At 53.5% G+C, this 23019-nt stretch carries 13 protein-coding genes and 1 pseudogene; 6 read left to right on the plus strand and 8 right to left on the minus strand.

What is annotated here, in order from left to right; translation table 11 throughout:
* Nucleotides 1-45: 45 nt before the first annotated feature.
* The 6 genes from zorD to ASD70_RS04350 form a co-directional block, all read right to left on the minus strand.
* A complete protein-coding gene (gene zorD, locus ASD70_RS04325) occupies nucleotides 46-3294 on the minus strand; it encodes a type I Zorya anti-phage system protein ZorD (RefSeq protein WP_056845748.1) in 3249 nt (1082 codons plus the stop codon).
* The gene (gene zorC, locus ASD70_RS04330) at nucleotides 3294-4922 is read right to left on the minus strand and encodes a type I Zorya anti-phage system protein ZorC (protein ID WP_056845749.1); all 1629 of its coding nucleotides are present in this window, start codon (nucleotides 4920-4922) and stop codon (nucleotides 3294-3296) included. The genes zorD and zorC overlap by 1 nt, the downstream gene beginning before the upstream one ends.
* On the minus strand, nucleotides 4919-5662 hold the full coding sequence (gene zorB1, locus ASD70_RS04335; protein WP_056845750.1) for a type I Zorya anti-phage system protein ZorB1: 744 nt from the start codon (nucleotides 5660-5662) through the stop codon (nucleotides 4919-4921). Before zorB1 ends, zorC begins: the two co-directional genes overlap by 4 nt.
* A 13-nt stretch (nucleotides 5663-5675) precedes the next feature.
* Nucleotides 5676-7868 carry a type I Zorya anti-phage system protein ZorA1 gene (gene zorA1, locus ASD70_RS04340; RefSeq protein WP_056845751.1) on the minus strand — a complete coding sequence of 731 codons (2193 nt, stop codon included), beginning with the start codon at nucleotides 7866-7868 and terminating at the stop codon, nucleotides 5676-5678.
* Between the two features lie 456 nt (nucleotides 7869-8324).
* Nucleotides 8325-8525 carry a helix-turn-helix transcriptional regulator gene (locus ASD70_RS04345; RefSeq protein ID WP_056845752.1) on the minus strand — a complete coding sequence of 67 codons (201 nt, stop codon included), beginning with the start codon at nucleotides 8523-8525 and terminating at the stop codon, nucleotides 8325-8327.
* A gap of 435 nt (nucleotides 8526-8960) precedes the next feature.
* Nucleotides 8961-9617, minus strand: coding sequence for an inovirus Gp2 family protein (locus tag ASD70_RS04350; RefSeq protein WP_056845753.1), 657 nt, complete (start codon nucleotides 9615-9617; stop codon nucleotides 8961-8963).
* Nucleotides 9618-10530: 913 nt separating this feature from the next.
* On the opposite strand from ASD70_RS04350, the gene ASD70_RS04355 reads away from it, so the two are divergent.
* The 4 genes from ASD70_RS04355 (at nucleotide 10531) to ASD70_RS04370 (ending at nucleotide 15365) form a co-directional block, all read left to right on the plus strand.
* The gene (locus ASD70_RS04355) at nucleotides 10531-11400 is read left to right on the plus strand and encodes a hypothetical protein (protein WP_056845754.1); all 870 of its coding nucleotides are present in this window, start codon (nucleotides 10531-10533) and stop codon (nucleotides 11398-11400) included.
* Nucleotides 11401-12423: 1023 nt separating this feature from the next.
* Nucleotides 12424-13629, plus strand: a complete 1206-nt coding sequence (locus tag ASD70_RS04360) for a tyrosine-type recombinase/integrase (RefSeq protein WP_056845755.1) — start codon at nucleotides 12424-12426, stop codon at nucleotides 13627-13629.
* Between the two features lie 465 nt (nucleotides 13630-14094).
* Entirely contained in the window at nucleotides 14095-14310 is a 216-nt protein-coding gene (locus ASD70_RS04365; RefSeq protein ID WP_056845756.1) for a helix-turn-helix transcriptional regulator, read from the plus strand.
* Nucleotides 14310-15365, plus strand: coding sequence for an AAA family ATPase (locus tag ASD70_RS04370; RefSeq protein WP_056845757.1), 1056 nt, complete (start codon nucleotides 14310-14312; stop codon nucleotides 15363-15365). The genes ASD70_RS04365 and ASD70_RS04370 overlap by 1 nt, the downstream gene beginning before the upstream one ends.
* Before the next feature lie 162 nt (nucleotides 15366-15527).
* On the opposite strand, the gene ASD70_RS04375 is transcribed toward ASD70_RS04370, so the two are convergent.
* Together ASD70_RS04375 and ASD70_RS29895 are read right to left on the minus strand one after the other, a co-directional pair.
* Nucleotides 15528-19886 (minus strand): NACHT domain-containing protein, encoded by a 4359-nt coding sequence (locus ASD70_RS04375; protein ID WP_056845758.1) that lies wholly within the window; start codon nucleotides 19884-19886, stop codon nucleotides 15528-15530.
* Between the two features lie 247 nt (nucleotides 19887-20133).
* Nucleotides 20134-20756 (minus strand): annotated as a pseudogene (locus tag ASD70_RS29895) (recombinase family protein).
* Between the two features lie 226 nt (nucleotides 20757-20982).
* On the opposite strand from ASD70_RS29895, the gene ASD70_RS04385 reads away from it, so the two are divergent.
* On the plus strand, nucleotides 20983-21951 hold the full coding sequence (locus tag ASD70_RS04385; protein ID WP_056845759.1) for a hypothetical protein: 969 nt from the start codon (nucleotides 20983-20985) through the stop codon (nucleotides 21949-21951).
* Between the two features lie 541 nt (nucleotides 21952-22492).
* Nucleotides 22493-22858: a hypothetical protein gene (locus ASD70_RS04390; protein WP_056845760.1), complete on the plus strand. Its 366-nt coding sequence runs from the start codon at nucleotides 22493-22495 to the stop codon at nucleotides 22856-22858.
* Nucleotides 22859-23019: the final 161 nt, after the last annotated feature.

Raw genomic sequence — 23019 nt, forward strand, 5'->3', positions numbered from 1 at the left:
CATAATTGACATATCACCGAGCATTAATTTCTACCAAATCGGCCCTCACCGTGGTTTCAGCAACGCCTCAAAATCCGAAGCCTGGATGTCCGATGCCCCACTCAACATATCCCGCGCCAAAGCCCGTCTCTTACTCAGCAACTCATCCAGCGTCGCCTCAAACGTCGGCATCGCCGCATCCCGAACCGTTGGGTAGTACACATACACATCCTTCTCCTGCCCAATCCGATAAGCCCGATCCGTAGCTTGATCTTCCTTGGCCGGGTTCCAGCAACGAGTAAAGTGAATAACGTGGTTAGCCGCCTGCACGTTCACCCCAAACCCGACTGCGATAGTGGACAAGATGATTACTGCGAAACCGGGCTGCTCCTGAAATTGGTCAATCAGTTTTTGTCTGCTATTGGCGCTCTGGCTGCTGGTACTGGTATCCCCGTTGATGACAGTCGCCCGAAACCCGAAATGCTCCTGGATCGAGTGCTGCAATTCCCGCTGGATATCTCGCAACTCGGTAAAGACGATGACCTTGTCGCCGTTCCCGGCTTTTTTGATCGACTCAAGCGTCCGCATCAACCACTGCAGCTTCGGCGAGTTGTCGCGCAGTCGCGTATCAGGTTGAACGCTGTACGGGTGAGCACAAATGAGCTTGAGCTTGTGCAGCAACCCGAGCATGCCGGAGGTCTTTTGATCGAGCTGTTCTTCGATCTGCTGCTTCTGGCTGTACGCGGATATTTCGGACAGGTACAGATTGCGCTGCAAGGCATGCATGCTCAATGAACGGCATGTTATGTCTTCGATTTTGGCAGGCAGGTCTTTTGCAATGTCCTGCTTGGTTCGACGCAAGGACTGCGGATCGATAAGCCCTCGAAGGCGCTCCAGGGCAACCGTGTCACGCTCCAACGCGGCTTCGATTGGGCGCTGATACTCGCGACCGAACTGGTTCAAACCGCCCAGAAAACCTGGCTGAATGAAGTCGAAGAGGCACCAGAGATCTATCAGGGTGTTCTCGACAGGCGTACCGGTACATGCCACTCGAAACTGTGCGGGAATGGCTTTAATCGCCTGAGTAACCAGTGCTGCGGGGTTCTTCAGCTTCTGTGCTTCATCGCACACGACGATCGACCACTGCTGGCGCGCCAGGGAGAACTCCTGATCGCGAAGTGTCTCGTAAGTCGTCAGGACGATTCGGGCGCCGCCCATCCAACCCGGGCGCAGAAGATTCTTGATGCCTTTTGCTTTCAAGTCGGCAGGAATTTCTTCCTTCTTGAACTTAACTGCGCTCAAGGCTGAGCCATACAACTTCAGCACTGGCAGCGCATCAGCGAAGAAGAACCGATGAAGCTCTCGCTCCCAGTTATCAAGCAATGAAACTGGGGCGACGATCAGTGTCGGTTTGTCTTGTGGATACTTTTCCAGGTACCAGACAAGGAAGGTGAGCAACTGGATCGTTTTCCCAAGCCCCATGTCATCCGCGAGCAAACAACCTGACACGTCTGAAGGGGACAAGCGGTACAAGTGCTGCAACCACGCGACGCCTTGAAGTTGGTGCTCACGCAAGACGACTTCTGGCTTGAGCAAGCTGGGCAACTCTGGCGTTGCGTCCAAAGCGGCACGTAATGCGGCCTGACGAATCTGGACGTAGGTGGGTTCGTCGATGTTGTGCCCAATTTGCAGTACGGCGCGGCCAACCTTTTCGATCGGTTTGACCAGGCCGGTCTCTACGGGGGCAATCTTCTTCGACCATGCATCAAAAAGTTGCTCGGCAGCGGCAATCGAGAGCGGTGTTTCGGACTCCGGCAAGCAAACCGTTTCATCACCGGCTGCGCGGGCTTCGTCCAGCCTCTGCTCAAAAGCTTCGAACTGACCGCGGTCGGAAGGATCCCAACGGCCAAGGATTTCTGCGTCAATGCCAAGCGCCGCAACATCCTTCGGCAACCAGTTCTCTGTCGCCTCTTTGACGAGGAAAGGTGAGGTAATACGCTCCGCTTCCCCGATACCTGTCACTCGGTCGCCGTAGAGTGACAGGTCCAGGACCGAGTCGAACTCAGCACCGGCGGCTTCGTTTTGCCAACGCTTAAGCAAGTCGCTGATTCCCGCCAATTGGCGTAAATCAAAATCGCTGAGTTCCAGCTCGTAGCCCTGCCAGAAGCCGGCAGACATGCCCGCCGCCAATTTCAACTGCAGTTCATGCACGAACGGCGCGAGCTCATGGGCCGCATCGAACTCAATTTCGATGGGCGCTTGCGGTGTTGGCGAGATCGGTTCGAGTGTCAGCTTTACCCGCTCAATGCGATGTCCCACTTCATCCAGCGTGGGCTCCAGATGAAACCGATGAAAGAAAATCCCAGCCTCGGCCAGGTCGTCTTCATAGGTCTCGGCATCCAACACTTGCGCGGCACTTTCACCGAGTGCGCTGTACGGATTGCGGACGAAAGAAAGAGCATCGTCGCCTGCGACCCGACGCCCGGGCAACGAGCGCACGTAATCCAATACAGATTTGACTTCGGGATCAATCAGGACGTGTGTCAGCGATCCATCATCACCAGTCACCCGATATCGATCCTGGACCTGATTGGCACCATCGAAACTCTCAAGCCAGTTTGCAGGCTGACCTTCAAAGCTTGGTTCCAACTCGATAACCGGCGTATTCCCCACTGTCGATTTTCGCGGGTTGAGGCGCAGGCTTTCAGGTTTGATAACGACGGTCTTATTCAAGAAGCCATCCATACCTGCACCCGCTGTGCGCGCCAACTTCCTGATGCTGGCCCAGCCGATCTGGTTAGTCACTTCACCTGGCTCATTTTGTTGAGCCAGATAAAGTTGCCGTACAGCACCGGTCAGCTTCCAGGAAGACTCAGGCAGAGTCTCCATTGTTCCGTCGTATAGGACGATGGCACCCGTACGTTGTACCTGCACGCTGGCATTTGACCGAGGGTCACGCCAACCACTGATAGCGACCTTGAAGTCGTCAGAAGCGAGACTACCTTGGCTGCTCAATTGAGGGATGAGATCTGTCTCGGGAGGCAATCCCAATAGCGGCAGACTTGTTAAGTGATCCGGGTCATCAAGAAGCCGATAGAGCTCATCCCACGTCAGCAACCAGCGATCGCTGAGCTGGGAGACGAACTCCTCCTCTTCCAACTGATCCAGATAGCTTGCCAGCGGCCAGGATTCCGCGTTATCTGCCAAGCTCAGGGGGTAGCAAAGGCCCTGCTCCTCAATGGAAAAAGCAGGTGCGTAGCTTTCCGCCTTGGTGCTCGACTGCAGGCCTATGCCTTTGAGGAAACGCTTTAGCATTACTGCCTCCAGAACCTGAGTGGCTGGTGATTTACGGGCTTGAAGCCCAGGCGTTGGAGCGCTGCAACGGCCGCCCGATCCTCGTCAACCAGCTGGACCTGAAATGCGCCACCGCGCGCGCGTTGGTCGTAGACTTTGTACTTGACCGACTTCAGGGCATCACGGACCTGATCTTCGAAAGCCATTGGTTTGGGTGACCCAGGCGCTGCGGTCTGACTCTGCACGCGAATACCCAATTTCTCGAGAGCGTCATCGAACTTACTGAGCCACCCCTCAATACGGTTTGGGCGGCTAGGTGCAGGTGAGTGCCGCATTCGATCCAGCGCACGATTTGCCTGCTTCAGCTCGGCAGTAAGCTCAAGCTGGGATTTGTCTGGGTTGAATGGCGAATCATCTGCTTTGTACACATAGCAGGCATTGCCTGTGCCGGAGAACTCCACGAAAAAGTAGTTCCCAATCTGCATCACTACAGCATTGTTGTGCCCAGGACCGCCTACCAGCTTGCTCAAGCGCCCTTTATTCTTCTCACGGAAATGGACGAAGTCCCGCCCGCGGTCATTCCACGCATCCGCCCCCATAACAATTCGGGTGTAGCTCATTTGGTTGGCAAATCGCAGCCAATAATGCAGACGCGATTGATCGACCTCGGAGTCTCCCTTCAACAGGTTGAAGAAGTGCTCAAGATCTTCCTTCGCGAACCACGCAACGACCATTGCACAGACATCTTTTTCAACGTACTGCAGCCAGCTGTTTTGTCTGGAACGGATCTGAGGGCTGCCCCAGTTGTCGAGGGCGACCTGTTTGAGCAGCGACGACGGTTTCTCTCGATATGCTGCCAAGTGATAACGCGACAGGCATGCACTCATAATGTCGTTCATGTACCGCGGATGCTGCCGGCCGATGTCGACAAGGTCGGCTAAGCGCTGAGAAAACTCGGCGTCATCCAACATAAAAATACGAGAGATAAGTACGTTAAAGATCCTTCGCCACAGCCAACTGCTGTCAGGGATCTGCGCAATCGTCTGCAATGCCGAAAGGTCGCTGATCTCTCCCTTGAACATCTGGTCACCCAGCCTGGCACCTGCCTGCTCGGAGAAAAGCTCCTGATGCTGCTGGACGATATGCACCCATTCCTTCTCGCGTTTTTGCTGGCCTCTGACGCAGTCGAAGCCAAGCTGAACGTCTTCACGCAACAGACACCAATTGGCGTTCTGGTCCGGCGTGGCGGCCTCGTACCCGAAGTAGCTAAAGCACAGCGCCAACCAGTCTCGGCGGCTCAGCCTCCGCTTTTCGATACGGTGATGGATTTCTTTGTGCACTCGGTCAAAAAGCTGGTCATCGTCCAGTATCGGTCCGACTCGCTCACTCTTGTCCGAGAGACCAGCGAAAACCAAGCGCCATTCAGAGGCGTTGAGTGGGAGTACATTGCGGAATTTGCTTATCGCAGCGCGACGCTTTTCCTGAGGTGGCGGCAACGCCTTTTCAGCGCGTTCGAATCTTTCGTAAAGATCAATTCCCGCAGCCCCCAGACGGGGGAATCGCGCCAACGGCTCAGGTGCCGGCCCCGTTCGACGCGCGGTAAGGCTCAGGTTAATAGAGGCAGAAAGCCTCGCGATTGGGCTGGTCATCGGTTCATCGCCAACTGACACTTTTCCATATCAGTGTTGTTGAAAACCGGGACCTCTGGCTTGAGGTTGTCTTCCTTTTCCTTCAAGCCAAAGAACTGCATGCGCAACTCCACTCGCCGGCTTTCTTCCTTAGTGTCCTTTGCATTGTTGAACGACACACCGCCCGCCAGGAACATCGATCTGATTTGCTGTTGGTGCTCCGGCGACAATCCGACTTGGAGCGGACTGCGACTATCGAGCAGACTACACATCACCCACTCTGAACGTTGCAGTGAAAGGTGCAGGTTATAAAGATAAGAGCCGTCGGTGTCTGTCGATCCCTCGATCACAACCTGTTTGAACCATTTACGGCCTTCTTCACTGTTAGCCGCGTCCAGAATCATCGGCACAACCTCTTGAAGTGCCGACTGGCCATCGTTGCTCAGCGCGTACTGGTTATGCCCAAAGCGGCCAGCATCGCCGAAGCTAATCCGGTTGTCCTTGCAGTCTACGACGATGGTTTTACTGGCAGTCTTTGCCTTAAGACTCAGGTGCTCGCAGATCTGACTAATGTCTCTATTACGCTGCTTCTCTCCTTGCTCCGCTTGGTTAATACGCTGCGTCACAGAACTCAAAGCCGCCACCATGACCACGAGAAAGAGAATCATCATCGCGGTCATTAAATCAGCGAAGGATATCCAAAAAGGCTTCTCTCCCTCGTCTTTTGAACGGGCAACCGAAGGCATTTGCTTACCAAACATCGACTAGCCTCCGTTACTGCCTGATTCGTTCCATGATGTCGCCGAAGTCTTCGAGACTTTCCTTGACCCCTTCTACACCGCCAGCGAGGCTCTTGACTGCCTTATCGAGCTCGGCATCCAGGCTACCCAGGGTTTGTCTCAAAACCCGATCCATGCCATCACCGAACTCTTTGAAGCCGTTACCAAGCACACCACTGATGTTTTCCAGGTATTCATACACTTCTCGGTTAAGCGCCTGCATCCGCTCGCTTTGAACCTTCAGGTCCTGGAGATACTGGCTACGACCGCTGGCCTCCCCTTGTGCACTTGCGACAACCCCTTCGATGACCGCGAGAGTTTTCGCCAGCGCTTCACGATTGTTTCGATAGTCCGCGACCACGGTGTTCAGCTCACGTGATGCCTGTGCAAGCTCAGAACCTGCGCCCTGGATTGTTCCCATCAGACCCGCAGTAGACTCACTGGCTCGCGCAACACTTTGTCCGGCCGTTTCAAACCGCTCAGCAGCCGCCCTCATCTTGTCTGCGCCTAGCTGCATGCTCTGCAAATGCTGCTCTGTTTGGGCACTCAATGCCTTAACGGTGTCCTGTGCAGATTTCTGTTGCTCTGACACTGTTTGCAGCAACGCCTTGACCTGTTCGTCAAGACCGCCCACCAAGTCACGGGTACCTTGATGCAGGTCAGCCTGCGCAGCGCGGGTGGTTTGATCCATCTGCTGCTGGCCGTGCTCCAATTGCTTGAAGACTGCCGAGAGTTGCTCACCCAGCACCTCAACGGTGCCCGCAATTTTCGCCATGGTTTCCTGTTGACCTTGGCCGATGTTCTGCTTGATCGACTCAACAAAAGCCTGGAGATTCTCAGCCATTGCCTGTTGGCGAGCCTCGCTTTGAGCAAACAACTTCTCCAACTGCTCGGCCATTCGAGCACCTGCCCCCTCCCCTTCGTTGCCGATACGGGCAACCGAAGCCTGGAGATTGGCGAGCATCTCGTTCATCCCCGCTTGCATGGCGTTTTGTCCGGCCTGCATATCGGAGAGTAACTGAGCGATCATAGTCGAGCTGTTTTGGGTCGAGGACTCGCTAGCCGAACGCATATCTTGGATCAGCGTCGAAAATCCTTGCTGCATCGACTGCATGGCGGCAACGGACTGCCCCATCAGTTCGTGTAGACCGTTAAACTGTTGGCCGAACGTACCTTCCAGCTTGTTCATGAAGGCAACTAGAACATCCTGAAGAAGGTTCTGTACTTGCCCTGACTGATCGCCACTGGCGGCCTGAACCGCACCCGCGATAGCTTCAAGGGGGGATTTGAGACTGTTCTCAATCGCACTGCTTACCTGATCGGCCAACAATTGCCCAGAGTCACGGTAAGTCGTTGACAAGGTATCCGCTAATTTGAGGCTTTCGCGGACTTGGGTATCAACGAGGTTCTGCAGCATTTCCCGCAGATCGGTTACCAGGCTGTCCTTGAGCTGGCGGGTTTGCACGGAGCTTTCAGCACTCGAGCGCACAAGCTCCGCTAGATATTCCTCACCGACACCGCTGTCGAAAAGCCCGTCGATGGTTTCGTTGAACGCTTCAAGAAGCCTGTAGCATTGGCCCAGACGCCACTTTTCAGTAATCGTGACGGCTATCGAGGCCATGATTGAAACAAAGGAGCCGATGAACGCAAACAACACGTCCTTGAGCAGCTTATCGACGCTGGCATTTACCTGCTCAGGGGTGCTTGGATCAAAATGCTGTAGGCCTAGCATCAAGCCGAAGAAGGTTCCGACAATACCGATACCGGTCAAAATACCAGGCAGGTGTTTATAAAACTCGGTTCCCAGCGGGGTATCAACCACGCTTTGAGGTGAGAAAAAATGCGCGGCTCCGGCGGTGGCGCGCGACCGGACAAGAACCTGTTCGCCTTCTTGAAACTCAAACTGGTCGTGCAGCGTTTCAGCGTACTCGTGCCAGGAATGTTCCAGTTTGCTGCCATTGAACAGACGTTCCAGTTCAGAGCGCCGGAGAGGTGGAGCGAGAACTTTCACGCTCTGCAAGCTTTTAGTCAGGCGTTTCAGCTGGCGGCTAAGTCTAAAAGACCTAAAAAAATATCGGACAAAGTACCAGGCGCATAAAACGAAAACGAAGCCAACTACGATTTTTGGTGCGATCAGCTGCTCGGAGCTTGCTGCACCCCATAGATGCAACAGCGTCGAAAAATCCATACTTTCCGCCTTCAATTAACCCATTCTTGACATTCGGCATGGCCGCACCCGCAACCCCCACATTGACGCGTCAATCGCCAATCCCGCTGGCGATCGATGATAGCACCTTGCTAGTCAAACTTTCCCCGGGGCACAACTATCCTGACACCGGGGGGCATGCCTACGTCGTTCTGCTCGAGTGACGCTGATGCCGAATTGCCCCAAGTGCTGACGCAAGGCTGCCCCACCTCCAAATCGGCAAAAGCCCAGCAAAGACAATGACTCACGAGGAATCAGGCTGGGTCAGCGAGATCTCGGCAACTGGGTCAATTCGGCGTTGGCGCCAACAGTAGGAGTTTTTGACGGAGACATTTACGCTTCCAGATTTGATGCTGGGAAGTAAATCGCAGATCGGGGCCACACGGTCAGCAGCAGCTGCCGACCGCATGACTTGAATAACCTCGGCCAATCGGCTGATCACGCAGTAAGAGACTCGTGAACATCACGCGCCTCGATCCTCGCCATGACCCAGCCCTTAACTTCGCTTTCAACCCAACCGACGGCCCTGTCGCCCAATGACACTGGCTTCGGAAAGCTCCCCTGGCTGATGTACTTGTAGATCGTGGACCGACCGAGGCCTGTGGAGTGTTTGACATCTTTCAAGCGAATGATCCTCATGAACTGGCTCCTCTTATCCGTTCAGAGGATTGGCTTGCTGGTAAAGAAGTACCTACCTGACCGTCACCTCGCTGCTTGGCGGATCAGCAAGCCAACGCGGTATCGATCCTCAGGAGAGACCTACCTCGCGGAAAAGTACGGTGGAGGTATCTCCCTCCCCAGTGGATTGCTCAATGACTTAACAGCTACGCCAGCCATCTGACGAATCAGAGAGCCCAGCCAAGCAAATCGCGTGTTGGATACATCCACTCAAAAGCCCCCTCAACATGTTCGGCACACTAATGAGGATCATTTGATCCAGGGCCATAAAAGCAGCGTGCCATTGGCCGTATAGCTCCCAGGCTTTCACTGCTCAATAGACCGCCCCGGCGTGAACCAGGGCAGCCTATCGGCATGGTGAGCTTTCACGTGTTTGGCAATGACCCTCTGTAGTACTCAGCTCCGGCTGCAACCAAAACCGTGGGCACCATCGCCAAAAACCTTGGTCGCAGATTTACAGAGATAGCTCGCTCTGTAAAAGAACGCAGCCTGCCCCTCCTGCTCCCCGCTATTCAGGTAATAGAACGAGTTGGCGGGAATCTCGAGCAAGCCGCTGACCGTCTCCACAGGCAGCCCTAAGGCACTGGCCCAAGCCTCTACGAGGCGATTGAACATATTGTCCCTGCCAACCTCGAACTTACCCAAAGCCGTGAAGGCATCCCGATTAAGCATAATTGCTAGGTGATAGTGGGGCTTACCATGCTGCCCCAGCTCCCGTGTCCACACGTAGCGGACCCTGCTATCATGAGCGTGTTTATTCAACTGCCGGGCCTGACTACGGTTATGCTTAATCTTAGCCTTGAACGATTCGATAAAACGATCAATCACCGCGTTCGTAACAACGTAATCGGGCAACTGAGTATCCGCGGGAAGTCGCAGATCAAATCTGAATGCAAATACACGAGGGTATTGGGCAAGTGCTATCCCCATCGTCTGATGAAGGCGACATAGGTACTCACTGATAAAAGGACCTTTATCCACCTGCACAGCCAAGCCTTGATAAGTACTTTCTGTATGAAGGGTTAGATTAGTATTCTTTGGATGTCTGCTCATGTTGGTGCTCCAGGCATTTCGGTTCATACCATTGGAGCACCCAGTACACTTTTATTACCCCGCTTAGACATAGCCCTATAGCTACACGACACCAACCCTTCGCCCTTCTTCCTTTCCACCTCGCCATACACTGATACCAGCCAATACTGAAATTCAGTCAATACAACAAGAAGCAGCCACTCAAATGAATGTATTACCTATAGATACATTAGCAATAGATTTTAGAGCCTTTCACAAACTGTATACACATAAAGCATATTACCAATACCGAAAAGCCTGCCACCTTTACGCCTCTGAAACACCCAAGGGAATCACCTACAACACATCGGAGTTAAGAGAATTAATGCTCTGGCAAAAAACCATTAACGCCCATACCTATTTCTGACTCCGACACCCCAGTCATCCTGCACGCCCGCCGGCGAACGGTATCGAATTGAATAACATCCTTCGATATGGATTCGTAACTGGCTGATTGAGATAGCCCAATCAAGTCAATGACTGCCCTAGCGGTGGACAGCTCTAATGCATCAGGCTTTTCTTATTCATTCTTCATTCTAAGCATGGTCAGCGCGGTAAAATTTAACCTGCCTCATCTACTCCCCTCTAGCCTTTGGACCTAATTCGGACGCGCTTCGCCCCGTCTACGCACATGAGACTCCAAGGATTAATCAGCGGCCGTTTTGGCGGACAAGCGCGGCCTCGATCTGAGCACCCGCTCGCCTGCTTCCCCCCCAAGATCAACGCCCCTTCGCGCCATACCGGTCGTGAAATCTATACAAAACCCTTAACAACCGAGAACTATCATAAAAACCACCTACTAGAGAGATACTAAAATACAAACTAGAAACATCATTGAACACTTCTAAAATCACTCAAAAAATGCTATAGAACACCTCTAGAGAATGGAGGCGGCATGACAGTAAATTCCAACGATTATTTAGCTCGCATACTCGATGACACAAGCGACAATCGCAGAGATGACATTTGGCTTTGGTATCAACTAACAAATAATCACGCTCAATCACTCGGCGAATTTAATAACCCGGGAATGCGAGCCATAATGAGAAACATCACCCACAGGGATCCCGACCTTGCCAAATTCATCAATAACAACAAAAGCGAACAGCTCCTTCCAGCAAAACACTTTGATTGGATAGACGAAGGGAAACGACAAATTGAATGGCTAATCTCAAAAATAGAAGAGCGCATAGACACTAATTTTCTCATGCAGTTATCAACTCTATCCGGCAAAGACTGGCTAATCGCAAGCATTGACCTATGGAATGCCGAACTCATACAAAAAGAATTACTTCTAAATCATCTAATGCACTCCTGGACCGCACACAAAAAAGGAGACAAACCGTTCCAATGGTTCAAAAACAACGAACAAAAAGAAGACGAACAAAAATGCTCGCTAGCTGGAAAGTGGTTAAATAACAATATTGACGGGCTTTTTATACTGGCCATGCCAGCAACAACAAATAGCTCTCTTGAAACTTACGAAGATCTCTTGATTTTTTTCGACCGCTGCACGAAAGATCAAAAAACCCTGTATATAGACAAAATAAAAAAGGCCTGGAGCCAGCAGAAATATCGCCAAAGCTTAACTGGCAAAGCGCAATACAACTTCATCCTTTCAGATAAAGCAATACAACGCCTAGACAAATTTGCCGACGATCATGAATTAAGCCGCGCCAGAATTTTAGACATACTGTTAAAAATGGAAGCCGAGAAAAATCTCTACATTCCAGAAATGCTGAAACGACTAAAAGACGGATTTTAACTCAGCGCCACCGTCACAACGAGAATAACGCATTCTTGCCAATGCTCTATTCTTCATACTCCCGTTCTCCTTTAGAACTTAAACCGAGTGAGTAATGACAAAATAATATCAGCCGACAAAACGCTTTCAGCGGCCTGATATTCGTCAGAAAAATTTAATCAGTTCAACTTACTGCGCAGTGCTCCGAGACCAACACCAAACCACGCCAAAAGTTTTCCCACGCTTGAAAAGCCAAGCTAATCAAGCAAAAGCTCATTGGCAGCCGCAAGACGATCTGCACTGCGATCTACGCTCTCGCTTCATAAAGGAGCTGTTATCTGCTTGCGCCAAGGAAAATGGCCCGTAGGCCACGCTCAGGCACATTGGTTAGGAGCACCCAGCATGCCGATATGGTCAAAGTGGCGATCTCTTTTTGTGAGCCGCACAGCCCATGACAGCGCTACAGTCACGAGAAATAGCAACGAACTGATCCGCCAGTGCTTGCCCTGGGACTGACGCGTCAGTACAAGTACACAGCCAAATCAGCTCGATGCGATAGCATGCAACTGAACATGCCCTCACGCAAAGCGCTTCGATACAATGTCCAATTGAACTCATGGCGACGCCATGATGCCCCGGCATCAATTTAGTAGCCGTGCCCCTTAGGCCTGCATCCGCTACGGGTCGCAGGTTCGAATCCTACACGATCAAGGCAAGGGCCATAATCAGACCCGTTTAGTCGTAGGCCACCGACCGGGCCATGCCAGGAAAAACGGTATTCCAAATGGTATTCCACAATAAAAATGCAACTGATATTATTATATTAAATCAGTAGCTTACATAAACAGTTCAGATTACCCCGGCTCCACCATTTTGTCTTCCCAGGAAGACTCAGAAAAGCCGTAAAGCCTAGAGAAATCAAAGCTTTATGGCTTTTTTATTGCCCGCGTTTTCCCACCTAATCCCAAGGCATCCCACGGTTGACGGGGGCATATATGGGGGCATAAAACGCTCATCAGCTCGCTCGGAGAGGATGTGCCCCCAATGCCCTTGAAAGACACCAACTGCCGCAACGCCAAGCCACAGGACAAGCCGTACCGCCTGTATGACGAACAGGGCTTGTACCTGGAAGTGCAGCCCAACGGAGGCCGTTACTGGCGCTTGAAGTACCGTTTTCTGGGAAAGGAAAAACGCCTGGCGCTTGGTGTTTATCCAGAGGTCGGCTTGCAGGAGGCCCGGCGCAAACGTGACGATGCTCGTGTCCAGCTTGCAGGTGGCCAAGACCCTTCGCTGCAAAGACGCATGGCCAAGGTGGTCAGCCAGCTTGATCACCAGCACACCTTTGAATCGGTCGCTAAGCAATGGCTCACTATTCGCGAGTCATCCTGGGATCCGGAGTACACCCGCACTGTACGGCAGCGCCTAGAGCTCAATGCCTACCCCTGGCTGGGAAAGCTACCAGTCAGCAGCATCAGCACGCCCATGCTGGTCGAAAACCTCCAGCGCATCATCAAGCGCGGTGCTCGCGAGACAGCACGTCGTGTAGCCCAAATCTACAAACAGATTTTCGAGTTCGCCGAAGCTGCCGGTATCACCTCACCCAACCAGATTGGCAATCTCTCACGTACGCTCCCCGCCAAGCGGGTGAAACATTTTGCTGCCGTGACCGATCCTGAAAAACTCGGCGCACTGCTCAAAGCACTGGATAGCTACAGCGGAACAATGCCTGTCTGTTGTGCCTTAAAACTGGCCCCGTTGCTGTTCTGCCGGCCCGGAGACCTTCGACATATGGAATGGTCGGAGATCAATCTGGATGCTGGCGAGTGGTTGATTCCTGGTCACAAGATGAAAGGGCTAACTGCTACCAAACAGGATCGCCCAGATCACCTGGTTCCCCTCAGCCAACAAGCAGTCGCTGTTCTACGCGAACTGAAACCGCTCACCGGCAGGCATCGGTATACCTTCCCCTCGGCCCGAGGAGGCGACCGACCGATGTCCAACAATGCCGTTCTCAGCGCGTTACGCCGCATGGACATCAGCGGCGACGAAATGACTGGGCACGGCTTTCGTGCGACCGCGAGAACAATAGGTGCTGAGGTGCTGGGGTTTCGCCCAGATCTCCTGGAGCATCAGCTTGCCCACACGGTAAAAAATCCGCTGGGACGTGCGTACGATCGAACCACCTTTTTGCCGGAGCGCCGTGAAATGATGCAGACATGGGCCGACTATTTGGACTCGATAAAGAGCTAAATGCTCAGTCAACTGTGCCCTCGGTCGGGCCAATACCTACCCAACCAAGGAGAGGAACATGCGAGTTGCTATCGAACATGCTCGCATGTTAAAAATCGTTCGTCCCAAGCGATCCCTATCGATCCGCAACGGTCCGCCACGTCGCCCTGGTAACGACGTCAAAAACTTTCGCCTCGTTCGCATCCGCTGAACGGGCCGCATCAGCTGCCATTGGTTGATTTGCGTATCTGGCCAGAACACTCCCAGCTCGTTCTGCCACCAGGAGCCTTAGGGCCCTAGAACTTCTGTAGCCCACAACGACGACCTCCGACGCTACCGAACATTAATCTCGGAAACGCGCATATACCTATGCGCGTGGCAAATGCCCCGGCTCGCTATATAGCCAGCCGATATCCGTCTTTTACCCTTTTAGCAGTAGTGCCGGAGGACGCTGCCCCACGCTTCAGAACCTAGGACTCAAAACCTATGGCAATGCACGTTAGCAACTTTGATGACGTCGGCGACGATGACAAAATTCTTCGTTTGCGCGATGTCGAAGCAATCGTCGGCCTTAAACGTTCAACGATCTATCGGAAAATATCGGAAGGCATTTTCCCGCGACAGCGCCTTTTGTGCGGCTCCAGCGTCGGTTGGCGTAACAGCGAAGTCCAGGCTTGGATTCGGCAAAGGGAGGCGCTGTAATGCAGCGCCGAACACCTCAACAGCCGGGCTGGATGGTAGAACTCACAGCAGCGATCGATATTCCAGTGGAAAAAATCCAATGGATTTGGCCAGGCTGGCTGCCAAGGGCAAAGCTGTCAATTCTTGCCGGCGCTGGTGGATGTGGTAAAACCACGCTGGCGATCTGGCTGGCCGCAACGCTCAGCAGAGGTGGCGACTGGCCGGACGGCAGCAAATGTGAGGCTGCAGGCAACATCGTAATCTGGAGCGGCGAGGATGGTATAGCTGACACGATCATTCCTCGCCTTACGGCTGCAGATGCCGACCTAACCCGCGTGCATATCATCGAGGGGCTCAGTGATCAGCGTGGGAACAGGCGACAGTTTGACCCTGCAGCCAACTTTGCCCTTTTGAATGAGGCAGCCGCACAGATTGACGGCGTTTCGTTGCTGATTTTCGACCCACTGATCAATCTCATTCGTGGGGACATGCACCGAGCCAACGAAGTTCGGCAGGGACTACAGATGGTGGTGGATTTTGCCGAACAGCATTGCTGCTCTGTGCTCGGTATATCTCACCTCAGCAAAAGCGCCTCTCAGTCCTCTGTAGCTGATCGAGTCATCGGCAGCCAGGCATTCTCAGCACTGGCTCGCACGGTACTGGTGGCCGGGAAAGCTAATAATTCTGAAGCTCGGGTGCTTGTCCGGGCCAAGTCGAACGTTTCGATCGATATAGGCGGGATAGAGTATTTCGTTGAGCCCATGGTGATAGACGAGCAGCTGGAAACAACCTGCATCCGGTGGGGAGAGGCCGTCGAAGGAAGTGCTGAAACTATTTTGGCGGATATCGAGCGAACGGGTAGAGCGAGACCAGCATCAGCGACTCAGGAAGCTTGCAGCTTTCTTGAAGCCACGCTGCAAGCAGGCCCTGTCTCGATCACTGCGCTACAGTCTTTAGCTGAGGAGTCATGCATCTCTTGGGCATCAATTCGTAGAGCGCAGAAACAGCTAGGTATACGTTCACACAAAACAGGTATGCAGGGCGGATGGGCATGGGAGCTGCCCGCCTCTACCTGAAGATGCTCACTTCACTCGAAGGTGCTCAAAGAATATTGAGCACCTTCGTATTTTTGAACGCCTTCGCTTTCCGATACCTCACAGATCATCCGAGGACGGTTCATGGCCTTATGAACCTCACGTCTGCCTAGCAGACGCTTCTGACTTTAATACTGCGATGGCCTAGCCTATATCAGTCCCTTTTCCTCGCTTCCTAGCGACCTTTTTTGACGCTGCTTTCGTATCCACGCCGCGCTTGGTCAGATCGACCCCAATCACCTTAATTTCTTCGACACCTGGGAACTGTGGCGCGAGGATAGTCCAATGGTTTTGAAGCGCTTCTATCAGGGCACCGAAACTCTCAGCACGTTTACCATTCGGCAGATCCCAACTGGCCTTGACTCCATGAAAAACGAGCGCAAATATCCCGCGGCTAGATCGCCGATCTCGAAGATAGTCGCCACAAAGTTGTACCTCAAGGCGCTCAAAGAGATGCGGCCCGGTCCATTTGTCGCCGAGCTTGAGCTCTACCGGCACCGGCCCATCGAAACCAACGCCATGAAAGCGCAGGTCAGGCCTTTTGGCGTCGGCGAGCTCCTCCTCTTGGGGAATCACATATCGGCCACCTGAGCGCTCTCGGCACCAGTTTCCGATATATTTTCGGATCTCCGTTTCCCGATCTACTGGCTGCAGGATTGATGCGATGCTCGCATCGCCTTCCTCAAGATCATGCTTGAGATCAAGCATACGATCGACGGCAAGACTCCAGAGATCACGATGATTGGTCGGTGTACGTTCCAGCCGATCGTGGAAGTCGCGTACTTGCAGTGGCGACCAAGCATGAGCATCTGCATCAAGAGTCGCTTTGGCCTTGGCATAAAACGCCATCCAAGGGCGCGATTTTTCGGCGGGATGCGCGCGTGAAATATCCATCAATGCAAGAAAAGCCTCTTTGCCTGGAGTCTCCCTAATAAACGAAAATAGCGCATCGCGTGCATCCTGAGCATCATCGCGCAGGCCCGGTGAGTACACACCATTTCCTGCGCGCTCGATGTCATCCTCCTGACGCACATAGTTGTGCGTCAGGAGGTAAAGCGCTTTCATGTGCTCGACCGTGCGGAAGGCTTGGCGGGTACTACTGTTTTGACGGCGATCACCAATTAGCGCCGTGATAAAACACATCGCAAAAAGTGTTTGGTTATCGGTACCCTTAATCTCGGCAAGCCGCGCAGCGAGCGCCGGAATAGCAACCCCTGGATCAACTCCCACCCACATCGCAAACCAAAGCGGCGCAGCTCTAAGGTTTTTGGTCGTTTTAGCCTTTTGTGCTGCGAGTTTCGCGATAGCCACATCGTCGACCGATGAACCTTGCACGACGCTGAGCATATAGCGCAGGTTGCCGATATTCTTCGGCTGCTTGCGTAACCGAGCGATTATTAGTGGTGCGAGCCGATCCCACATCCAACTGCCGCTCCAGCTAGCGTCATAGAGCACATAGTGGCTTGAGCTATCAGAACTCTCTGTTGTGAGCTCATAGTCAATCTCGGTGATCACAACATCGATGACTGCTTCGGGATAGGCCACATAGAGGCCCGGCAACCAGCTAGGAAAACCGTTGAGCTCGTGGAGCGCGAAGCGGGTTGCAATATTTGCTTCCGCGATAGAGATGTCCTTGAGCCAGCCAGGGTGCTCTCGTGTCTCGATCGACAAACCTGTAAGCCCAAAGATGACGCTGAAGGGGGTGACATTAGGCTTAGCCCCCTCGGAAAGTAATGTCGGACGATGGCAGCGCCAAAAGTTAACCGCACCGTCGCGGAACGCTCGCGCAATCGACTGACCGAACTCTGGGATGAGCGAGCGCCAGTCTCCCTCACTCCATTGGTTGGAACTATCGGTGTTCTCGCGCATTCGCTGGTGCAGATAATATTGGGCGTTAGTGATAACCCCCTGAGCGCCTGGATCGCGCAGCGCCTCGATATTAGCGTCGAGATGCTCCTTCCATTTGCGCTTATTCGTTTCTCGGTTCGCTACGTCCTTCGCCGCCTGCTTCTTCCAGCGCGCCTCGCGCTGCTTCCAGATTTGCCGGCCATGGGCCGGTGGACGTAGTAACGCGTCCAGTGTTGACCTCAGCTCGTCCTCGCACTTGGCAAGGTCTTTCAAGCGAGCTCGCCACGCAGCGGGACGACCACTCTCTCGGTAGATAGAAAAGGCTAAAGTGAGTGCGACAAGTTTGTCGTCTAACAGTGTCCGGGTAGCGATGTCATCACACACGGTATCGAAGCTGTCGGCACCTACCATCCAGAGATGACCAAATATGCCGACCTGCCAATAATCGATGAGACGTTCGTCTTTCTTAACCTCAAGGGCAGCGCGTGTTTCGGCAACATCGTGCCAGAACAGCGCATGATTGAGTTCGGGCCATTCGACGACACGTTTCGAAAGATCACTACTTAAGTCGCGAAACTCGTATTCGCCATATCCCTGGGCAATAGGTAGCGTGCGCAGGATCGACAACGCAGCGGGCTCGAGTGCACTCAGATCACGAGCGTCTATAAGGCGGCGAACAGTCTGAGCTGCGGCTTGCGCCAGCCAGCTGTATCGCGTCGATATCTCGCAAAAGCGCTGCTCGATGACCGGCGGCCTTTTCAGGAGGGCATGGAAGCCGGCAAGCAGTCTGGGGAGAAGCAGCAACGGCCACTCAGTGGCCAGTTGCGACAAAGAGCGCATCAGGCTGTCAACTGAGAACTGTTCCTTGGCTGGCGTGCGCTCCAGCGCCGCGAGCAGCCATTCGACGGAGTTATCGCTCTCGGGAAGCCCGGAAATCAGCTCGACGAGCCAATCGCGTCTAATCTCTTCGCTCTCGTGAAGTAAGGCGCACCGTACCTCATCATGATCAGCGGCTGATCCGACTGCCGCCAGCGCGCGAAAAGCCGCGATTCGCGTGTATTTGTTACGCGAAACCAGAGCGAAACTCTTGGCTTCGTAGGCGGCCCCCCTGATCTCCCCTTGCCAGACCATACGGAGCAAGAACGAGGAGATATCATCGTCCTCAGCATATTGGACGAGCAGCGCCTTGATATCGTCAGTGAGATCGATATTCGCAAAGCGCTGAACTGCTGAGTAATCAGTAAGTGATCGGCCATGCGCAGGCTGTGCCAGTTGCTCGCAGGCTTGAAGCAGGATATCGCTCCGCGTTTCGCGCGGCAGTTGGCTCGGATCACCACCCTCGAAGAGAATTTCAGGTGCGAGACGACGGACTCGGGCGAGGATACGTCCGTCTAGGATGGCGAGCCAGGGCAGTACCGGCCGCATCGTAGGGACGATCACCTCGATGCCATACTGCGACCGGAAGAACAAACTCTCAATCCGCTCACGCGAGCCTTCGTCGACGATAAGCGTATGTAGCCACTCGGCAGTGAGACATTCGCGCACCGATCGGTGATGAAAACGAACCGTACCGTAGATGCCCTCGTCAAATATTGGCCGGCTGAGTAAAGTCGCGCAATCGGTGTCGTTCCAATCGGTAAGAACCTCCCGGATAGCGATACCCTTCGCGTTGTTGACCCCATCAGGGACTCGAATCGCCGACTCCTGGGTTAGCGTAGTCGCCGCTGCCACCAAGCGCGCTCCGAGACGCAACCTATCGCTCGAGATCGGACGCGCCTCAGAACGATCTTGGTCACGCTCCGCTAAGCGGCGAGCAATACTGCTCTGCATAAGCTCAAACCGTGAACCGATCCGCTGATGGTCATTCCAAAACTCAACGAGTTCGGCCAGATCCTGCGGGCGGGTGGTCAGCGACCAAGCATCCTTTCGATCCAGAGCATCGCGGAAAGCCTTGACGTTCTCCACATTCTTGCCATGCAAAAAAGTGTCGATCTGTGCACCGTGAAGATCATCGAGCGCGACGATTTTAAATGGGGCAGTAAGGTTTGTATCGACCGCCACTGTGTGGGTGGCGATATCCCGCTCCTCCTCCGCTGACGCGTTCTCATCAGCAGCATTCTCGCCTGAGCGATAGGGAAGCGAGTTACTGCACAGCAGCAAATCGGTCTTCGCTCGCCATGCTGTCGTTCGTCCCGTGATGACGATATGTGCCTGCTGTGATACTGGTGCGAGCAACCGGCCGAGCTTCCTGATTGCACGTTCAAAGTCTTTGGGATCGCGCAACCTGGCTTCGTCCACCGAGTCGAGAAGCAACCACCCTTCTTCTCCTGACGCCGCCCAAGCACTGAACTCTTCGAAACTGCCTTCTTCGAAGGCATCCTCGAAATCCTGACTAACGTGCTCAATCCGAACAAAGAAAGCAGGCTTTCCTTCTTGTCGAAGCTTGCGGGCGGTATTGCGGATTTCCTCCGTTTTACCCGAGCCAGCCTCCGACAGCAGAATTACGCGATACTCGCTTAAAAGATTGGGCCAACGAAGGCTTTCGCGCTGCCCCAGACGGCGAGTCAGATCGACATCGTCGTTCGCGCCCGACTCGAGTGCTAGCTCATGGAAAGTCCGATCGAGCGGGATGTATTCGTCTAGAGGGGCAGTCATGGAAGTCCTTTTAAAACTGTTTCCCGAGATTGAGCAGCAAGGCTATTCAAAGCTGTAGGCCGTTAAGATGCCTTCGCCTGCTGCTGGACCTGAGTCGACTACCGAAGCTAACAAACGGCCACTTCTGCGTCCATCGAACACTTTTTGCTGAAGTCGCCTCTGCATCTCAGCCTACAGTGGCCTGACCGCTTGGGGCTATGGATCAGTGTACGTTCTAAGAAATGACCGGGCGTATCCGAAAAATCAGTCACGGAAAACTATCGTGAATGCTTTTCCGCAGGTAACGATACAACGTTGTCCTCGAAACCCCGTACCGTATTGCCACATTAGCAACTTGAATTTCTGGATCCTTTAGCAAGGCCTTAATTTCACGGACCTGCAACTCAGCCAGAGCCGGCTTGCGCCCACCTTTCCTTCCACGGGCACGGGCTGCAGCCAGTCCTGCGCGGGTCCGCTCGCGAATGAGGTTGCGCTCGAACTCTGCCAGCGCAGCGAATACATGAAAAAAATGAGGTTGCGCTCGAACTCTGCCAGCGCAGCGAATACATGAAAAATCAGCTTGCCGGCAGCGCTGGTAGTTTCGATTCGTTCGTTGATGGACTCGAAGGCCGCGCCCTCCTGCTCCAAACGACTTACAATCCCAACCAGGTCAGGCAGAGAACGCCCGAGACGATCCAGTCGCCACACGACCAAAGTATCTCCGCTGCGCAAAGCCTTGAGGCAATGCCCCAGCTCCGGCCTGTCCGCTGACTTGCCGCTCATTGTCTCTTCGTAAACCACGGAGCACCCAGCCAGGGCAAGTGCATCTCGCTGCAGGTCGAGATTCTGATCATCAGTCGACACTCGGGCGTACCCAATCCGCTTTCCCATACGTTTTTCTCACACTGATTTCGGTACGAGAAAAGTGACAGGAAAGCGGGAAATCCCAAGCCCAGAAGTTCGTCTGGAATAGGTGTGCCATAAACGACCGTTTACGGGACGGATGCGCTCGTCAATTTCAGACGCTGAAAGCGACCGAAAACGAACCCCAGAATATTTTTCCTCGCTCAACATTTCCTTCAGCAGCTCAGCACCTGAGCTGAATGGAGGAATGACCATGAAGCAGAGTTTCCACGGACATTTTGATCGGGACTTGACCAAGGCCGGCTCGGCAATTCTCAGGGAGGCAGTCCGACGCGGGCTTCTCAGTCAGCACGAGGCCATGATCCACGACCAGCAATGGGCGCAGTTTAGTGTTTATGCCAACGAGTCTCATGAGGTAGATATCCTGGAATTCGTCAATAAAAAATTGGTGAGGGAGTACGGGGAAGAGCTATATATCCAGGCATACCAAGGAAATCTCCCGCTGGAAAGCGTGTCAGGCCTGCTTGAGACTGTATATGCAGTGATGGGCTTCGCAACTAATGGGCGCTGGAAAGGCGCAGCGGCTAACGTCGGTAGCCGTCTTGGCTTTCCAAGCCATGCACGGATTACCGTACCGCGCAGTCTTGACCGAACTAAGTTTGAAGCCGCGATGGTGGATATTCAGGCTCTCTACTCAGAGCAGCTAGCAACATTAATCAGGTCAGTTCGATACCTTGGCATGTCATTGCTTGAGGCTTTTTTCTTCGACGCAGAAGATGCTCACAAGGACGCCGAAGAAGAAAGCATCTTTTATGTGTTCAGCAAAGATAAACATGAGCATCGGATCATTAATATTTCTGCCCCTGAGCAAATTGTAATTTTGGAGAAGGCCGCGGCATTTCAAAAACTTCAGGGCAGCAGTCACGCGACACCAGCAGCTTGGCGTACATGGAAATTAAAGAACCTACCTGCCGCGCAAGAGCTTTTACTTTCTCACGGACTAAATATTGATGATTGTCGCGCGGCATATGCCTGCGAGCTCTACCGGCGATTGTCTGGTCACCACGCCCCGATTCTAGAGGGAAAAGCTCCCCACGATGAGGATCTGGAGGCCCGGAATCACGTCGCCTACGAGCTCGGGAATATGCGTGTCTGGGAAACTGATGCGTACGTCGGTGCCCGATCCAACCTGAGGAAGGAAGCCGCCGGTACCAATCGCTAAGCCATCACACAGCAGATTTGGGTTTAGATCAGACGCCCTTAACCTTGGCAGACCTCGAAACAAAGGAGTCAGGGTATGGATCGTTTTGAATTGCTTGTATATGCCGTGCTTGCCGTCATCAGTGCACTGACGATCGCAGGTGTAATTGGCTATATGGTCGCAGCGTACCTGGACAAGAAGCACAGCGACGATTGAGCCTTCAGCGGAGCGACCAGATACCTGCAACAAACTGCCCGCTGCCCCTTGGCAGCGGGCGCTTACCCAATCCATCGACAAGACCCCTACCGCGGCGATAAGCAGTATTTCCTCAAGCCTATGAAGTCATGGGATGACTTCGGAAGGGCTGTTAATCTCCGCACCAAAGCGAAAGTGACCGGAGCGCCGAGGCGTTTAGATCAGCGACATGCACGCCCTCCGTGTGGCGAGCTAGCTTGCCGAGTACGCTAAAACCCGTGCGCGGACTCATGGGCAGCATCTCATCTTGGGTTTTCCGAAAGCTACCGGAGAGTGTTTAGCGACCTCATCTAACCGGAGCAGCACCATGGAATTTCGTCACCTTGGTAACGGGCAGTACTTCCCACCTATTGCACCAAACGGTCGGATTTACGCTGTACCTCTTGGGCAGGAAACCCAGGTAGAAATTTTCTGCCTGGCCCCAGTAGGCATCATGGGCGCGGGCATCCAATTACGCTGGTCAGAAATCGTTGGTTGTTACTACGACGACGAATCATGGGAGATCATCCCGCGCAATTACTCGGGACGAGGAATGCGCTTCCGCAGAGGCCTATCCTGCATCATGGTGATCGCAGGCAATGAGGCCCTCACGACACACATCCAGGGCTACCCCATCCCCATATGCGTAATTAACCGCATTGCATTCGAGCAGCAGCGTGGCAGTGAGAGATAGCGCGTTACCGCCACCACCCGCTACGCGACACAGGTACCAGCTGGAACGGCACCTACCAATGTTTATTTTATGAAAGTGAAGCCTTTCACTACTAATACAAACGAAAGCTGGCCGGCTGACTTGGTCGTAAGCGTCACTGCTAATAGCAAATACGGCCTCCG

This window comes from Pseudomonas sp. Root569, from assembly GCF_001427465.1.
GTDB lineage: Bacteria > Pseudomonadota > Gammaproteobacteria > Pseudomonadales > Pseudomonadaceae > Aquipseudomonas > Aquipseudomonas synxantha.